The following is a 15,936-nucleotide window of genomic DNA, read 5'->3' as shown; positions in this document are numbered from 1 at the left end:
CCATCAAACGGCCCTGAAGGTCAACCAGACAAACCAATACCGTATCAATCTCGCCAGACGAAACCTCAGCCTTCAAATGCTCAAATGTCAGCATGCAATACCTCTGTGATATGCGAGAATTTTCGACGAAAATTCTTTGTCCCTGTAACGACCGGCCCGCGAAAGAACGGGCCGGTCAAGTATTTTATCCGTAACGATAGGGCCGCCCGGCCTTGAGCATTTCGGCGTTGTAGCGCTTGAAGATATCCACGACCTTTGCCTTGGTCTCGGATTCCGCAGCAATTTCGTCCCAGAACTTAACAGCAGCTTCTTCAACCGTCGCCCACTCTTCATCCGGGATGGTCGTCAATTGCATCTTGGTACCGTTAACCCGCAGGTTGGCTTCGCCGCCCCAATACCACCACTGGCGGTAGTAGTGCGACTGGTCACAGCAGACCTTGAACAGAGTTTGCAGATCTTCCGGTAGCTCGTTCCAGCGATCCATATTGGCAAAGAAGTGGCCGGCCCAGGCCCCCGAAATGTTGTTGGTTAGGAAGTAGTTAGTCACATCCGCCCAACCCACGGTGTAGTCTTCGGTGATGCCCGACCAGGCAATACCGTCCAACTCGCCGGTTTGAACTGCAACTTCGATGTCTTCCCACGGCAGTGTGACGGGTACCACGCCAAACTGGCTGAGGAACCGGCCTGCTGTCGGGAAGGTGAAGATGCGTTTGCCCTTCATATCCTCCAGCGAATTGATCGGATCCTTGGTCGCAAAGTGACACGGATCCCACGCGCCGGCGCTGATGTGTTTAACGCCAACCTTCGAATACTCTTCGTCCCAGATTTCGTTCAAGCCCCACTGGTTGAACAGCACCGGTACGTCCAGCGAATAGCGCGAAGCGAACGGGAAGTAGCCGCCGAAAACAGTGACTTCGGTGGGCGAGGCCATCGAGTCATCATCCGATTGAACTGCGTCGATGGTTCCCTTCTGCATAGCGCGGAACAGCTCTCCGGTCGGGACCAGTTGATCGGCGTAGAACAGCTCGATCTGCATACGGTCACCGGCGATCTGGTTGAACATCTTGATAGCCGGGTCGATCACATGCTCGGCCAGTGCAGGACCGGCATATGTCTGCATCCGCCATGTGATCGTGCTTTGCGCCAGTGCAGGCGTTGCCAAAGGTGCCGCCGCAACCCCTACCCCCGCAGTTTTCAGAAACTTACGTCTTGTCGTCATGTCAATTTCCTCTCCGTTTAAGTTTGGGTGCCCGTGTGTCGGGCCTTCTGGTTAATTTCCGTAAACATACCCGGGCAGCCACAAGGCGATCTCGGGGAATATCATGATTATTGCGAGCGCCAGGATCATCACCCCGACAAAGGGCACGATTGAGCGGTAAATGTCCCGCAGACTGATTTCTGGCGGAGCCATTGCGCGCATCAGGAATAGGTTGTAGCCGAAAGGCGGCGTCATATACGCGATCTGGGTGGTGATGGTGTAAAGTACACCGTACCAGATCAGATCGAAGCCAAGCGCCCCCACGAGCGGCACATAGAGCGGCGCTACGATGACGAGCATTGCGGTGTCGTCCAGGAACGTGCCCATGATGATAAAGCTGAGCTGCATCAGGATCAGGATCAGCCACGGTGACAGCCCCAACTGCTCGGTGAACAGGTTCTCGATGGCCTTGACCGCGCCCAGCCCGTCAAACACCGCGCCGAAGCCCAGCGCCGCAAGGATGATCCACATGAACATGCACGAGATGGCCAAGGTTTGCTTGGTACAGTCCTCGAAAATCTTCCACGTCATCCGACGTTTGAGGACTGACGCCCCAAGCGCCGCCAACGCTCCGATGGCCGAACTTTCTACCAATGAGGTCCAACCGTTCACGAACGGCAGCATCATCGCAGCGAAAATCATCAATGGCAGTGCCCCGGCCCAGAGCAGACGGAGTTTCTCGGACCTTGGGACCTCGTGCGCGTCTTCCATCGCTGGTCCCAGATGCGGCTGAAGCCGGCAACGAATCCAGATGTAGAGGATGAACAAAGACGCCATCAGCAGCCCCGGCACAATGCCTGCCAGCCAAAGTTGACCGACGGGTTGCCGCGCGATCATGGCATAAAGCACCAGAACTACCGAGGGCGGCACAAGGATGCCCAAGCTCGACCCGGCCTGAATGACCCCCGTCACCATGGTCTTGTCGTATCCGCGCCGCAGCAGTTCAGGCAGCGCAATCGTCGCCCCGATGGCCATACCGGCCACGCTAAGCCCGTTCATGGCCGAGACCAGCACCATCAGACCGATGGTGCCGATGGCAAGCCCACCGTTCACCGGCCCCATCCAGACGTGGAACATGCGATAGAGGTCATCGGCCAGACGACTTTCGCTCAGGACATAGCCCATGAAGATGAACATCGGCAGGGTCAGCAGCGGGTACCATTTCATCAGCTTCATCGCCGCCGAAAACGGAATGTCCTGCCCGCCTGTCCCCCAGAGCGCCAGTGCCGCAATGGCTGCGACGGCACCAATGGCACCAAAGACGCGCTGCCCGGTGAACAGCATCAGCATCATCGAAGCGAACATGAAGATTGCGATAAATTCCTGGCTCATGCCCGCGCTGCCCCGATCTCTTGCCCGTTGATCCGCGCAATGTCTTTGAAAAATTCTGATATCGCCTGCAGCAGCATCAGGAAGAAGCCGAAGACCATGATCGCCTTGACCGGCCAGATGTATGGCCGCCACGCGGTGGAGGATCGTTCAAGCCGTCCGACCTCTTCGCTGCCGGTTAGCAGGCCTGTGAAATAGGCGACAGGCTCATCACCCCAATAGCCCAGGCTGTACGCCGTGGATCCAAGCCCACCGTAGAACAGTACACCCAGATAAAGGATCAGCAGCAGCACCGTGAAGGCATCGAACCAGGCTTTCCGGCGATGGCTCCAATTATGGTAAAACAGATCCATTCGCACGTTCGAACCCAGTTGGATCGAATACGGCCCCCCCATGATGTAATAAGTCACCATCGCAAACTGCGCCATTTCTAGCGTCCAGAGCGAAGGCAGAAAGAAGGTCTTCGAGATCGAGGACCACAGCAGGATACCCATCATCACGAACAGGCCCCACATCATGACCCGCCCGATCCGGTAGTTCACCGCATCGACCACACGCACATATGCTGACATTGCCTTGATCATTCGCCCACCCCGCTACAGAACGGAGCAATGGTACGATTGATCCACGGGGCCAGACAATTGGCCATGACCCGCTGCTGCTCGGCTGTCTGAATCAGATCATTCCGGATCTCGATCATGACGTTCAACAATCCGTTGGGCGCTGCGTGAAGATCCAAAGTGTGCGCCACCCCGTCTGCCGCCGAATAGGGTTCGTTCAATCGAGTAACCAGGGGCAGCTCGTGCGCGGCGCTGGCCAACATCGCCTTGGCAAAGCGGGCGTCCTGGCCATGCAGCAAACCAAGCTCAACATCGCGCGGCTTTCCGCGGTATATCGGCGTGAAACTATGAACCGTCACCATGAGTTTTAGCGTGCGGTGATGGCGGATCAGAACATCCTCTAGCCCTTGGCAAAACGGTACATAAACGCCTTCGATCCGCTGCTGACGCGCATTGGCGCTCAGTTCAAGGTTCGCCGGGATCGGTGTGTCTTCACTGCATTCCGGCATAGCATCGGGGGCTTCGGGAGGGCGGTTGCAGTCATAAACCAGCCTCGACACCCCGCCATGCACCAGCACGCCGTTCAACTGCTGAGCCAGTGCCTGAGCAACCGGCAGCGCGCCCGGGTCCCACGCGATATGGCTGCGCAGTGCCTCGGCACTTAGCCCCATGTCCCCCAGTCCGTCCGGGATACGATGCGAGGCGTGTTCGCACACCACCACAACCGAAGGCTCCTCCGGCGCGTCGTCGATGTGAACGACAGGACCGAAATCAAGCTGAGCAGAGGTGAGAGTGGCGCTACGTGATTCCATTTGGAAAAAATTCCACAGAGGTTCTTAACCTGTCAATAAATTTCCTGTATAAAATTCCCCAAGTCAGATTGCATTGTCAAATTTTCCACATAAACATGGGTAGAAAGGGAAAGGAGTATTCCGTGCGAGTGACAGAAAGGCTCCTTGCGCATCGCGAAATGATGACACCGACCGAGCGGCAGTTGGTCAACGTGCTGCTGGATGATTACCCCATGGCAGGGCTTGGCAGCATTACCGAGCTGGCCAGTATCGCCTCGGTTTCCACCGCCACGGTTGCGCGGATGCTTCAGAAAACCGGCTTTGATGGCTATCCGCAGTTTCAGTCCGCGATACGCAGCGAAGTGAAAGAGATGATCTCGGGGCCCGTCGCCAAACGGGATGTCTGGCAGAATGACTTGCCTGAAGAACACATTCTCAACCGCTACTCCCGCCAAGCGCTTGAGAACCAGCGGCGTTCGATTGATGAGGTCGACCCGGATGAGTTTGACAGTTTCTGCCGTATGCTTTGCGACCCCAAACGGCGTGTTTTTATCACCGGCGGACGCATAACCGGGACCCTGGCACAATATCTCTACCTCCACCTGCAGATGATCCGTCCTGATGTGAAGCTGCTGTCAGATGCAGCGTCGTGGACTCACGATCTGCTCGAAGTGCGCGAAGGCGATGTGCTGGTGGCCTTGGATGTGCGGCGTTATGAGAACACTACTTTGTTGATCGGGCAGCTTTGCCATGAGCGCGGGGCCGAGGTTGTCCTGCTGACGGATCAATGGCGATCCCCCATCCACCGGCTGGCGAAACACACCTTTGCGGTAAGGATCGCAGTGCCTTCGGCCTGGGATTCCATGACTTCGCTAATTGTGCTATTGGAATGCGCCATTGCCGAAATGCAGGAACGTCTCTGGGACAGTGTCAAGCAGCGCACGGACGAGTTAGAGCAGGCCTTTGACCGGACGAAGCTGTTTCGCAAGTTCGGCCAAAGCTCGGGGTCCTGACGTCAGGTAGCGACGTTTCATAAGGTACAACTGCGCGTGAGCCCTGTTGTCAGATGCTGCGCAGACCGTACACTCCGGCGTATGACTTTCATCGCTGAAAACCAACTACCTCTGCTGATACTGGCCTTTATGATCGGCCTGTTTGGCACAGGATTTCTGTTCCGCAAACCTGCAGGGCATCGGGCGTGGAAACTGGCGGATCTGGTCTGGGTCGTATTGGGTGGGATCGGTGCGCTGGTCGCCGTGTTGGCCGGGCTTTACACCTCGGACAGTTCGCGGCTGGACCGGCAGATCGACGTTGCTTATGCCGCCACGCTTGCATTCGACCGTGATGCCGCGCGGTTTCGGCTGAGGTTCTGTGACCCCGCTTACGACCCGGATACAGCTGTTTTGTGCGAAAAGGTAGAGTTTCTGTCCGCCTCAACCGCAAGCAATGCCGATTTACCGTTGTTCATCGCGGTCACGAACGAAGTAGCCCCGCTTCAAGGCCTGCATTTTCTATTCGGCCGCACGTCGAGTGATGACATGGATGAGGCCCGCGAGATGGCCGCGAAAGCGGATGCCTTCAGCATCGATCAATTTCTCGTCTTCACATCTCTGGACGATGATACACAAACCGCAATTGACAACATGCGGCGCAAGGTGCCTGCGATTGCCGGTGATTATCTGATCCTGGCCCAAAGCTATGACGATCTGATCGAACAGGTCGGCAAGCTCAAGGATGAATGGGAATATCTGCAGGCGAATGCGCATATTTTGGTACTACAGATCATTGCCCTATGTCTGGTAAGTTTTGCTGCACCGTTCCGTCTGGGCAAATCCATCGTTGAGCTACGCACAGCCTTCAACGCCGATACGACTGCGCCAGCAGATGCGGATCAGCCCCCAGAAAGTACCGCGCCAGAGTCCAAAGGTTCCGCGCGCCCCGCCGAAACCAACCCTGACGGATATAGCGTTCCGCACTCGTAACCGCGTCTGCTTTCAACAGTACCGGGCGCGGCAAAGCGCGGATCAAGGCGACATCCTCCATCAGTGGCTGATCTGGGAATCCTCCGACAGAGTCATAAGCCCTGCGACGCACCAACAGCCCCTGATCGCCGTAGGGCAACCCAAACACTCTGCTACGCAGGTTGGCCCAACCAGCAACCCAGCGGGCACCAATCCCACTGACGCGAAACCGCAATCGGAAGGCTGCTGGCCTGTGCGAACGCAGATGCTCTGCCACGATGGCGCTCCAGCCTGACTGCAACTCGGTGTCGGCATGCAGGATTAGCAGCCAATCGCCAGATGCTTTGGCACACCCCCTTTGCAACTGCCCTCCCCTTGACGCCGGGCCTGTTACGATCATGGCTCCGGCTTCATCCGCCATCTCAAGTGTTGGATCCTCTGAGCCGCCATCGGTCACGATTAATTCTCGGATCAGGCCTGAATGAAGCCCTTCCATCAAAGCCTGCAGCGTTCCCGGCAGGGAATGCCCCGCGTTAAGGGTTGGAATCACAATGCTGATCGGGGCGGACACGTCTGAAACCCTCTGGTCATGGCGGCGCGATTTCCTATATCACGAAGCCAGACGAATTGACGAGGATCAACCCATGTCCAATCGCCGCATTCTGCGCCTGACCGGCAACGATACTGATAGCTTTCTGCAGGGGCTGATCACAAATGACGTGCAGCGGCTGGACGACGGGCTGGTCTACGCCGCCCTTCTGACCCCGCAGGGCAAGTACCTGGCTGACTTCTTTCTCAAACGAGACGGTGAGTCGGTGCTGCTGGATGTGGCCGATGTGCTGGCCGACGGGCTTGCCAAACGACTGACGATGTACAAGCTGCGTGCAGATGTGACCATCGACCAGACCGACCTGAACGTACAACGCGGCACCGGCCCCGCGCCCGAGGGCGCCCTACCCGACCCGCGGCATCCTGATCTGGGATGGCGTGCTTATTCTACCGCTCCGGAAGGTGATGACGGTACGGACTGGGATGCGATCCGCGTCCGTCACTGTATCCCCGAAACCAGCATCGAACTGACGCCAGACAGCTATATTCTTGAGTCCGGGTTCGAGGCGCTGAATGGCTTGGACTTCAAGAAGGGCTGCTATGTCGGACAAGAGGTCACCGCGCGCATGAAGCACAAGACTGTGTTGCGCAAAGGTCTGCGCGTTGTCGAGATCGCGGGCACCGCTCCGGTCGGGACCGAGATTCACTCCAGTGGTAAACCCGCCGGGGTGTTGTTTACACAGTCTGGCGGAAAGGCGATCGCATACCTTCGGCTGGATCGCGCGGGGGACGAGATGCAGGCAGGTGGCGCGACGCTAAAACTGCCAGGTTGATTTTGTTGCTGAACCGGCACGCCCATTCTTTTGAAACTGTTTGCGTATTTGACGCGGCCGGGCCGCGCGGTATCACTGACTGCAATTGGCCTAACGGGATACGTGCATGTTTCGCCTCTATACCGCGATATGGCGTGTCAGCGCCGGACGGCAAATCATCCTTATTCTGCTGTCATTGGCGGTGGCTGCGCTGGCGGCCGCTCCGCTTGAGTTCCAGCGCGACATCGTCAATCACCTGACATCTGATAGCATCGAAGTGGATCGCCTGCTGTTGCTGGGCGCCGGGATGATGGGCGTCATCCTGTTGAGCCTTACGTTGAAATGGGTGCTCGGGTATCGCTCTGGAACGCTGGGCGAGGACATCATCCGACTGATCCGGGGACGGTTGCTTGCCCGATCAATCGATCTCAGCGAAGAGGGGCAAGACCTTCGTTCGGGCACGATGACAACGGCCGTATCTGCTGAGGCGGAAGAGCTGGGCAAGTTCGCAGGCGGTGCGTTTTCCGATCCTGTGGTGCAAATCGGCACATTGATCAGCGTGATCGGCTACATCTCCTCAACCCAACCGGGGCTGGGCTTGATCGCACTTTCCATGATCGTTCCGCAGATCATTATCGTTCTGGCCTCTCAGCGAAAAGTGAACATCTTCGTGGCCGAGCGTGTTCGAATCCTGCGCAGCGCGACCGACCGCTTGACGCACGAGGATATTGAGGCGGCATCGCGAGCGATTGAGAAACAGTTCGACGAGATATTCGAGACCCGCCGCAAGATGTTCATCTGGAAACTCTCGGCCAAGTTCCTGCTGAGTATCATCAATGGCGCAGGGACTGTTGGGATTCTGATGCTGGGCGGCTGGCTGGTGTTGCAGGGTAAAACCGATGTCGGCACCGTCGTGGCCGCGATAAGCGGTCTCGGACGCATTCAAGGCCCGACCGCTTTCTTGATCGCGTTCTACCGACAGGTCAGCGCCAATCGCATCAAGTACGAACTGATGCTGGAGCTGTTTGGAGATCATCCCGAGCGCTATCGCATTCGGACCTAAAAAAGGGCCGCAGAGCGACCCTTTTGCACCGAACTATCGTCCGCTTACGCGCGTTCGGAATACTCCATGGTCTCGGTATTCACTACGATCATCTCATCCTGCCCGATAAAAGGCGGCACCATGACCTTGACGCCATTGTCCAGAACCGCTGGCTTAAACGAGTTCGCCGCAGTCTGACCCTTCACAACCGGCTCGGTCTCGACGATCTTGCAGGTCACTTTTTGGGGCAGCGTGGCGTTCAGCGCCTCGCTTTCGTAAAACTCCACAACGATAGTCATGCCGTCCTGCAGAAACGGGCGGCGCTCACCCAGCAGTTCCGAAGGCAGTTCGATCTGCTCGTAGGTCTCGGAGTCCATGAACACCAGCATGCCATCGGATTCGTACAGGAACTGCTGATCCTTCTGCTCAAGGCGCACGCGTTCGACTTTGTCGGCCGAACGGAAGCGTTCGTTCAGCTTTGAGCCATTGCGCAGGTTGCGCAGCTCGACCTGGGCAAAAGCTCCGCCTTTGCCGGGCTTTACGTGATCCACTTTGACCGCCGCCCACAGTCCGTCATTATGCTCAAGCACATTGCCGGGGCGAATTTCGTTCCCATTTATCTTGGGCATGACTTAAATCCTTCACAAACGGTTGATGCGTCAGTTCTCGTCCCTATATCTGGCGTGACCACACCTGACAAGACAACGAAACCTAGTGCTGCACCTGCAGCGAGCCATGCAAATGACGCAACGCAACTATGCATTTTAGGTGTATCCGAATCGCATGTAATAGGTCATAAGGACCGTCACGCCGAAAATTGCAAGAGCAAGAAAAACAGGAAAGACGAGATGAGAGATTTCGTTGACGGCACTGCCTTTAACAACGAACAAGGCAATCGTGCACGCAAACTTTTCGCAGCCGTTGTACTGGCTGCTCTGGATGATGCCATCGCCGACGACAAGAAGTATGGCAACGGACCGGAACAAATTGCCCGTTGGGCGCGTTCGCGCGATGGGCGCGAAGTACTATCGTGCGCCGGCATCGACCCCAATGAGCGGGTTGTTGGCGGGCTGATGGAATTTGTTGGTCGCGGCGTACGGACGTCTGTCGCGCTGTCCCGCGAAGAAAGCGAGCGCCGGAATGCGGCTCAGCAGGCCGAAGCGGCCTGATTGACGCTCGCATCCGATTGAAAAAACGCGCCCTGACATCGGGGCGCGTTTTTCTTTGGGCTGATTGGTCAGATCAAAAATACATGATCCATTGCCACGCCACCCAAAGCTCGGCCGCCAGTAACAGCGCAAAGAACAGTTTTGCCGAAACCGACAGGCCGCGCTGCCAAAGCACCACATAGGCGGCAATGCAAATCGTCACTGAGATCGGCGCGATCCAAGCCGCATGATGTGTGCTGTCCCAATAGCTGATCGGACTGTGAAAGACCCATGAACTGATCGGCCAGAACTGTGGTCGGCCATCGCCTGCGTGCAATAAGAAATCCATCACCAAATGAAGTATCCCTGCGGATGCGCCAATAGTCACCAGGTGCCAGCGGCGCCACAGCCCGAGTGCAAGTGCCACTCCCCACAAAATGAACGAGTTATCGATGGCGAATACGGTTTGCCACGCGGGTGAAAAGTAAAGCTGATCAAACACCACCTGTGCCGGGATGTTCAGAATGTGCAGCGAAACGCCGGCCATCAGGTATAGCGACAAATCCGGCAACAAGGACCCAAACAGAGCTGCCCATAGCGTCGCGCCCCGGGCCGGGCGCGCAAAAACAGCAGCACCGATCAAAAGATGCGCAGGCGTATTCATATGGGGCTTTTCCTTTGGCCTTAAATCAGGTCATCTGCGCCCGAGCATAGGAGACAGGCCATGGCGCGGTCCATCATGATTCAAGGCACCGGCAGCAATGTCGGCAAATCGGTTTTGGTGGCCGGGTTGGCCCGCGCCTATACGCGACGCGGGTTGCGCGTGGCTCCGTTCAAGCCGCAGAACATGTCGAACAACGCCGCTGTTACGGAAAACGGCGGCGAAATCGGGCGCGCGCAAGCCCTGCAGGCGCGGGCGGCCAAACGACCGACGCATACGGATATGAACCCAATCCTGCTCAAACCCGAAACTGATACCGGCGCGCAGATCATTCTTCAGGGCCAGCGCGCAGGTACAATGAAGGCGGGCGATTATCGCAAGGACAAGTCTAAGCTGCTGGGTGCGGCTCTGGAAAGCTTTGAAAGGCTTTGCAGCGACGCTGATCTGGTGTTGATCGAAGGCGCGGGTAGTCCGGCAGAAACTAACCTGCGCAAGGGTGACATCGCCAATATGGGATTTGCTTGTGCCGCACAGGTTCCGGTGGTTCTGGTGGGCGACATTCATCGGGGTGGCGTGATCGCTCAGATCATGGGGACGCAAGCCGTCTTGGAGGCCGGGGACCTTGCGATGATCCGGGGCTTTGCGATTAACCGCTTCAAGGGCGATGTCTCCCTGTTCGATGAAGGGCGCGACGATATCGCATCCCGGACCGGCTGGCCCTGCCTGGGCGTGGTGCCCTGGTTCCATGATGCATGGAAGCTGCCGGCAGAAGACATGATGGACATCCGCTCTCATACCGGGGGGGCATGCAAGATCGCTGTGCCTCAGCTTGAGCGGATGGCCAATTTCGACGATCTCGACCCGCTTTCCGCCGAACCAGGCGTTACGGTCGAGATCATCCCAGCAGGCCGCCCCCTGCCCGGAGATGCCGATCTGGTGCTGTTGCCGGGCAGTAAGTCTACAATCGGCGATCTGGCCTATTTCCGGGCGCAGGGTTGGGATATCGACCTTTATGCCCATGTCCGCCGCGGGGGTCATGTTCTGGGCCTGTGCGGGGGTTATCAGATGCTGGGCAAAACCATCTCGGACCCCGATGGCGTCGATGGACGCCCCGGTCGGGTCGAAGGGCTGGGATTGCTGGATGTCAGCACGACAATGGCCGGAGAAAAGCAGGTTATCCTGCGCTCAGCAACCGCCCTGCCCGGTCATGAACCCGTCAGCGGATATGAGATCCACATGGGCCGTACTGATGGCCCGGATTGCGCTCGGGCCTGGCTGCAGATCGAAGGTCGCCCGGAAGGTGCCGCCAGCGCCAATGGGCGCATACGCGGCAGCTATCTGCATGGGATTTTCACCTCGGACACGTTTCGCGCCAGCTATCTGGCAGAACTTGGCGTGACATCGGAAACAGCTTACGAAGACGGCGTCGAACAAGTGCTGGACGACCTTGCCGACCATCTGGAACAGCATATGGATCTGGATCTGCTTCTCGCGATGGCGCAGACGCCACGCACCAGTTAGACCTCAGTCAACATCCGCTGCGGCGATCGCCCGCGTGATCTCACGCCGAACCATCTTGCGCAGGTTTTTCGTGATCCGTTCGCCCAGCGCGCCCTGCAGCTCTTCCCGGACGATCTGGGCGACGAGTTCGCGCAATTCCTCTTCTCCGATTGTCACATCGGTCGGCTTCTGTGCCATATCTTCCACCACCTCCGGGTCGCGAATAAATGTGGCTTCGGATTTTGGTTCAGCCGCCTGAGACTGCGCAAAAGCTCTGTCTGCCGGCCATTCAACAGCCTGCGTCTTGGTGCCAGAGTAGTCGTCATCGCTCTCGCCATCGGGCTCCCACTGATCCTCGGTGCGCGCGATAGCAGCTTCCAAAGCTTCAATCTTGGCGCTGAGGCTTCCCGCTAGGTCGCGCTTTGGTGCGTCTGCCTTGGCGTCGACATCACCAGCGCGCACAATATCGCTGGGTTGCAGCCGCATCGGTTCGGCAGGGTTGCTTGGTGCATTTGCGGCCTGCTTTGGGGTACTGTCACCCGCGCTATGCTGGGGCATCAGTTTCAAGGGCGCGGCCTTCTTGGCGATCAGCGGTTCATTGCTGACGCGCAGCGCATCCGTTAAAACCAACCGGCCCGGCTTGGCAGCCGGGGCCGTCGGAACAAATATGAATTCTGATTCGTCATGCGCGTCCTCGTCGACCATTCGCTTAACCGACGAAAGAACGTCCTGAATATTGGCGCTTACAACACGATCTGACATTATTTTCTACCGCTCTAACCTAGGCCCGATTGTAGCCAATCTGAGCCAGCGCCACAACAGGTAGCGATGCCCTTTAGTCGCGGCGCAATGCCTTGAGCACTCGATCCAGATCGCGGCTTTGCTTACTGACCTGCGACGGCGCCTTTTTCACGAGGTTGTAATACAGGGTCGGATCATAGATCTGCACTGCAAGACCCAAACGCTCTGCCGTCAACAGCCCCTGGGCTTGCAGCAGTTCATATGCAGCCCGCGACCGCTCGGTCCGGGATGCTACCTCGGCCAATTGCGCGTCCAGCAAATCCTGCTGGGCATTCAGGACGTCCAAGGTCGTCCGTGCACCCAACGTTGCTTCTTCACGAATACCGTCAAACGCCACCTGCGAAGCACGAACCCGTTCTGTTGACGCCCGCAGGCTTGCAGTTGCCGCCTGAAACGCAGCATAGCGATCGGCAACACCTTGTGTGATGTCTTTCTGAACGTTCAGAAGGTTGGCACGCGACGCATCACGAGTTGCCATCGCACGACGCACCGCTGCCGCCAGACCGCCACCGGAATAGATCGGCTGATTGAAGTTCAGTGAGATCGTCGCATCGTTGATGTAATCGTCATTGTCGTAGCTCTCGGTAATGCCCGCATCCGCATTCAGGCTGACATTCGGACCCAGATTTGCACGCTGCTGCTGCACGATCAGGTCCAACGCACGCACCTGATGCTGTGCGGAAAGAATCGCAGGGTGGTTCCGCTGAGCCAAATTCACCGCATCCGCCTCTGAACGCGGCAGGTTGGGCAGCCTTGGCTGACCAGCCGTCCGCCCAGGTGTCTTGCCAACGGCGTTTACGTATTCAGCCTGAGCAATGCTCAGGTTACCACGTGCGACCGCCAAATCAGCCTGAGAGCTGGCCAATTGTGCCTCGGACAGGGCAACGTCTGTACGTGTAACCTCACCTACTTCAAAGCGATCCTGTGATGCGCGCAGTTCTTCCGCCGACACTTCCACGTTGTTCTGGCGGATCGCAACCGTCTCTTCCTGCAGCAGAACACCCAGATAGGCGTTCGCGGCTCTGATCAGGATTTGTTGTTCAATATCAATAAGAGACTGACGGGTGGATAGCACAGTTTCCTGCGCCGATTGCTTGCCAAGGATGGAAGCGCCACCGTCATAGATCAACTGGCTCAGCGTGAGACCGGAAAAAAAGCTCGAAGGCTCGCGCGTCGTGATCAAGCTGCTCGTGTTGGTGCGCGTGTAATCCCGGCTCACCCGCACGGTCCAGTTGATGATAGGACGCAGCGCTGAGAGCGCAATGGCGACATCTTCATCCGCTGCGCGTAATAAGGCACGGTTCTGCTCAAGCAAGCCGCTGGTGTTATACGCGCCGATGAATGCATCGGTCAGATTATCTGCCCAAACCGACCTTCCGGGCATCACACTTAATGCAACACCAGCAGCCAAAGTCAGGCCTTTGACCAGCTTTCCTGTCGTCGTCCCGCGCATAACTAAGTCCTCTCAAATCGAAATTACGCAACCACCAGCGCAGTTTGCGCCGGTGTTTTCAAGTAATCAAGGCATCAAAATACTTCTATTGCCAACTATAGCGAAAATGCACACTCAGCGCAAAATGCGGGCAAAATCGGTGCGCTAGCATTGAACACAAATCGCCACGAGACACGGCCTGAGGACTTGAGACCCATACGAACCGTGCCAAGATCACCCTCCATGAACAGGCAAATGATCCGGCCCCCATCCTTGAGTTGATCCAGCAAAGTGTCTGAAAGCTGCTCGACCCCACCCTGAATCATGATCACATCGTAGGGTCCATGCTCAACCGCGCCTTGTTCAAGCGGTCCTTCATGAACAATGGCGTTGTCTACATCAGCTTCCATCAGAAGCGTCTGAGCTTCAGCCGCCAATGCCGGGTCGGATTCCACTGCCACAACCAACTCTGCCATTCGCGCGGCAATTGCGGTTGAGTAACCCAGCCCCGGCGCGATATCCAGCACCACTTCATCATTGGAAATGTTGACTGCGTCCAACATCTTAGCCAGCGTCCTGGGCTCAAGCAGACAACGTCCATCACCCAACTCGACCAGATCACCAACATAGGCTGCCTCACGTTGCGCATCCGGCACGAAATTTTCGCGCGCAACGCTCAGCATCGCATCAATGATAGGGAACTTGGTCACATCCGAGGGCCTGACCTGAGTATCAACCATCGTAAGGCGCCGGGCTGCGAAATCTGTCATGTGATCGCTCATTCCTTATCAGACTGTTATCTGGCTTTTGCCACATCCGCCTGCCTGCAGCAACGGGCCAGATTGCATTTCCGGGCGCGGCAAAAACGTACCATTGGGGTATTGTCAAATTTCCAAACAAGACAGAAATAATCGCCCTCAAGGCTATGGACGTTCATCCTGAAAGCTGATAGAACGCCGCTCACACCACGGCAAGTTATTGATATTGCTTAAAAAGGCGAGTTGGCGGAGTGGTGACGCAGCGGATTGCAAATCCGTGTACACCGGTTCGATTCCGGTACTCGCCTCCACTGGTGTGACCGACGGTAAGCCGTTGGAAATGCAACCAAATAATCACCTTGACGGTTGTCAGCAAGGGGATGTTCACGGATTAGGGGAACAACCTATGCTGATCAAGCACGCCTTAGAGCGTTACAAAACGGACCATCTGGATACACTCAAGACGGGTGCGGAACGGTACAAACAACTGTGCCGAATCCTGCAAACCTTCCAGTCACAGGAAGTCTCAACCATCACGAACGGTGATCTGTCGGACGTGCTGTCTGGGTGGAAGACGGCCACGCGGAATCGATACCGATCCGCCCTGACCCACTTCTGGCGGTACTGTCGCGCAAACGACTGGACCGGGCTGCATCCGACCATGATGCCAGCCAAAGAAGCACCGCGCGATCAGGTGCTGACGCTGGACCAGCTACGCCGCCTATATGACGCGGCACCGTATCAGGGTGAGGCATGGGCGCAGTTCCTGCGGTTGCTGATCCTGACGGGCCAGAGACCGTCTGATTTGATGCGGTTTTGCCCGAACCGATTGCAGGGTCAGGAGATGCACCTGCCGACCAGTAAGAACGGCACCAGCCACATCGTACCGCTTGCGCCACGGGCGTTTGTGCTGGGTGGCATGATGCCGAATATGTTTGCTGGTATGGCGACCACTGCGCACGTCAAGAAACGCTGGTTTCAGAAAGCATACGTCCCGTGCAAGCAGTACCAGCTACGGGACATCAGGCGCAGCATGGCCACGCATCTGGCCGATGACGGGCAGGACGAAAACGACATTGACAGGATACTGAACCATCAGGCCGGATCGACCCGTCTGGGCGTTGCTCGAACCTACAACCGGTCCAAGCGATTGACCCAGCGACGGGCCATCATGTGCCGCTGGGAAGCGTTGCTGTTTGAGGCTTGAGCATACCCGGTGACGCGATTGCTGTTTCTCCTCAGACAATGGTTCAACTAGGGCTTGCAACTAGAAAATGGAACGTTAGTTTGCCGAGCAATCCGGGGAAGGTCGCCGCTTTTCTAGACCGGATCAA

General features: G+C 57.1%; 16 protein-coding genes and 1 tRNA gene. 7 read left to right on the top strand and 10 right to left on the bottom strand.

The window, feature by feature from the left end; genetic code table 11:
- Positions 1–184: 184 nt before the first annotated feature.
- The 4 genes from ACR0AU_RS12270 to ACR0AU_RS12255 are packed head-to-tail and all read right to left on the bottom strand — an operon-like array spanning position 185 to position 3,959.
- Positions 185–1,219 (bottom strand): TRAP transporter substrate-binding protein, encoded by a 1,035-nt coding sequence (locus tag ACR0AU_RS12270; protein WP_170391784.1) that lies wholly within the window; start codon positions 1,217–1,219, stop codon positions 185–187.
- A gap of 51 nt (positions 1,220–1,270) precedes the next feature.
- Positions 1,271–2,590, bottom strand: coding sequence for a TRAP transporter large permease subunit (locus ACR0AU_RS12265; protein ID WP_170732854.1), 1,320 nt, complete (start codon positions 2,588–2,590; stop codon positions 1,271–1,273).
- Entirely contained in the window at positions 2,587–3,171 is a 585-nt protein-coding gene (locus ACR0AU_RS12260) for a TRAP transporter small permease subunit (RefSeq protein WP_170420973.1), read from the bottom strand. Before ACR0AU_RS12260 ends, ACR0AU_RS12265 begins: the two co-directional genes overlap by 4 nt.
- Entirely contained in the window at positions 3,168–3,959 is a 792-nt protein-coding gene (locus ACR0AU_RS12255; protein ID WP_170732855.1) for an N-formylglutamate amidohydrolase, read from the bottom strand. The genes ACR0AU_RS12260 and ACR0AU_RS12255 overlap by 4 nt, the downstream gene beginning before the upstream one ends.
- A gap of 128 nt (positions 3,960–4,087) precedes the next feature.
- Between ACR0AU_RS12255 and ACR0AU_RS12250 the strand changes: the two genes are divergently transcribed.
- Positions 4,088–4,951 (top strand): MurR/RpiR family transcriptional regulator, encoded by an 864-nt coding sequence (locus ACR0AU_RS12250; RefSeq protein WP_480795741.1) that lies wholly within the window; start codon positions 4,088–4,090, stop codon positions 4,949–4,951.
- 844 nt (positions 4,952–5,795) lie between these two features.
- On the opposite strand, the gene ACR0AU_RS12245 is transcribed toward ACR0AU_RS12250, so the two are convergent.
- Positions 5,796–6,470: a TIGR04283 family arsenosugar biosynthesis glycosyltransferase gene (locus ACR0AU_RS12245; protein ID WP_170609324.1), complete on the bottom strand. Its 675-nt coding sequence runs from the start codon at positions 6,468–6,470 to the stop codon at positions 5,796–5,798.
- 73 nt (positions 6,471–6,543) lie between these two features.
- Between ACR0AU_RS12245 and ygfZ the strand changes: the two genes are divergently transcribed.
- Both ygfZ and ACR0AU_RS12235 read left to right on the top strand, forming a co-directional pair.
- Positions 6,544–7,281: a CAF17-like 4Fe-4S cluster assembly/insertion protein YgfZ gene (ygfZ, locus tag ACR0AU_RS12240; RefSeq protein WP_480795740.1), complete on the top strand. Its 738-nt coding sequence runs from the start codon at positions 6,544–6,546 to the stop codon at positions 7,279–7,281.
- 106 nt (positions 7,282–7,387) lie between these two features.
- Positions 7,388–8,323, top strand: a complete 936-nt coding sequence (locus tag ACR0AU_RS12235; protein WP_170594898.1) for an ABC transporter transmembrane domain-containing protein — start codon at positions 7,388–7,390, stop codon at positions 8,321–8,323.
- A 44-nt stretch (positions 8,324–8,367) separates the two neighbouring features.
- Here the strand turns inward: ACR0AU_RS12235 and efp are convergent, their stop codons facing one another.
- A complete protein-coding gene (efp, locus tag ACR0AU_RS12230; protein ID WP_170391801.1) occupies positions 8,368–8,931 on the bottom strand; it encodes an elongation factor P in 564 nt (187 codons plus the stop codon).
- A 219-nt stretch (positions 8,932–9,150) separates the two neighbouring features.
- On the opposite strand from efp, the gene ACR0AU_RS12225 reads away from it, so the two are divergent.
- Positions 9,151–9,471 carry a DUF6280 family protein gene (locus ACR0AU_RS12225; RefSeq protein WP_008757056.1) on the top strand — a complete coding sequence of 107 codons (321 nt, stop codon included), beginning with the start codon at positions 9,151–9,153 and terminating at the stop codon, positions 9,469–9,471.
- Positions 9,472–9,544: 73 nt separating this feature from the next.
- On the opposite strand, the gene ACR0AU_RS12220 is transcribed toward ACR0AU_RS12225, so the two are convergent.
- Positions 9,545–10,114, bottom strand: coding sequence for a cobalamin biosynthesis protein CobQ (locus ACR0AU_RS12220; RefSeq protein WP_480591694.1), 570 nt, complete (start codon positions 10,112–10,114; stop codon positions 9,545–9,547).
- A gap of 60 nt (positions 10,115–10,174) precedes the next feature.
- Here ACR0AU_RS12220 and ACR0AU_RS12215 point away from each other — a divergent pair, with 60 nt between their 5' ends.
- Entirely contained in the window at positions 10,175–11,632 is a 1,458-nt protein-coding gene (locus tag ACR0AU_RS12215; protein WP_170732857.1) for a cobyric acid synthase, read from the top strand.
- A 3-nt stretch (positions 11,633–11,635) separates the two neighbouring features.
- Here the strand turns inward: ACR0AU_RS12215 and ACR0AU_RS12210 are convergent, their stop codons facing one another.
- The 3 genes from ACR0AU_RS12210 to ACR0AU_RS12200 form a co-directional block, all read right to left on the bottom strand.
- A complete protein-coding gene (locus ACR0AU_RS12210; protein WP_170391807.1) occupies positions 11,636–12,373 on the bottom strand; it encodes a hypothetical protein in 738 nt (245 codons plus the stop codon).
- A gap of 73 nt (positions 12,374–12,446) precedes the next feature.
- Positions 12,447–13,865 (bottom strand): TolC family outer membrane protein, encoded by a 1,419-nt coding sequence (locus ACR0AU_RS12205; protein ID WP_170391809.1) that lies wholly within the window; start codon positions 13,863–13,865, stop codon positions 12,447–12,449.
- Positions 13,866–13,960: 95 nt separating this feature from the next.
- Positions 13,961–14,614, bottom strand: coding sequence for a protein-L-isoaspartate O-methyltransferase family protein (locus tag ACR0AU_RS12200; RefSeq protein WP_170512169.1), 654 nt, complete (start codon positions 14,612–14,614; stop codon positions 13,961–13,963).
- Between the two features lie 225 nt (positions 14,615–14,839).
- On the opposite strand from ACR0AU_RS12200, the gene ACR0AU_RS12195 reads away from it, so the two are divergent.
- Both ACR0AU_RS12195 and ACR0AU_RS12190 read left to right on the top strand, forming a co-directional pair.
- Positions 14,840–14,913: transfer RNA gene (locus ACR0AU_RS12195), tRNA-Cys, on the top strand.
- A gap of 95 nt (positions 14,914–15,008) precedes the next feature.
- Positions 15,009–15,809: a site-specific integrase gene (locus tag ACR0AU_RS12190; RefSeq protein ID WP_480795739.1), complete on the top strand. Its 801-nt coding sequence runs from the start codon at positions 15,009–15,011 to the stop codon at positions 15,807–15,809.
- The last annotated feature ends 127 nt before the right edge of the window (positions 15,810–15,936 follow it).

It is taken from the genome of Ruegeria sp. CG1, from assembly GCF_056537265.1.
The sequence above is the reverse complement of the archived record's forward strand: the minus strand, read 5'-3'. Positions and strand labels throughout refer to the sequence as shown.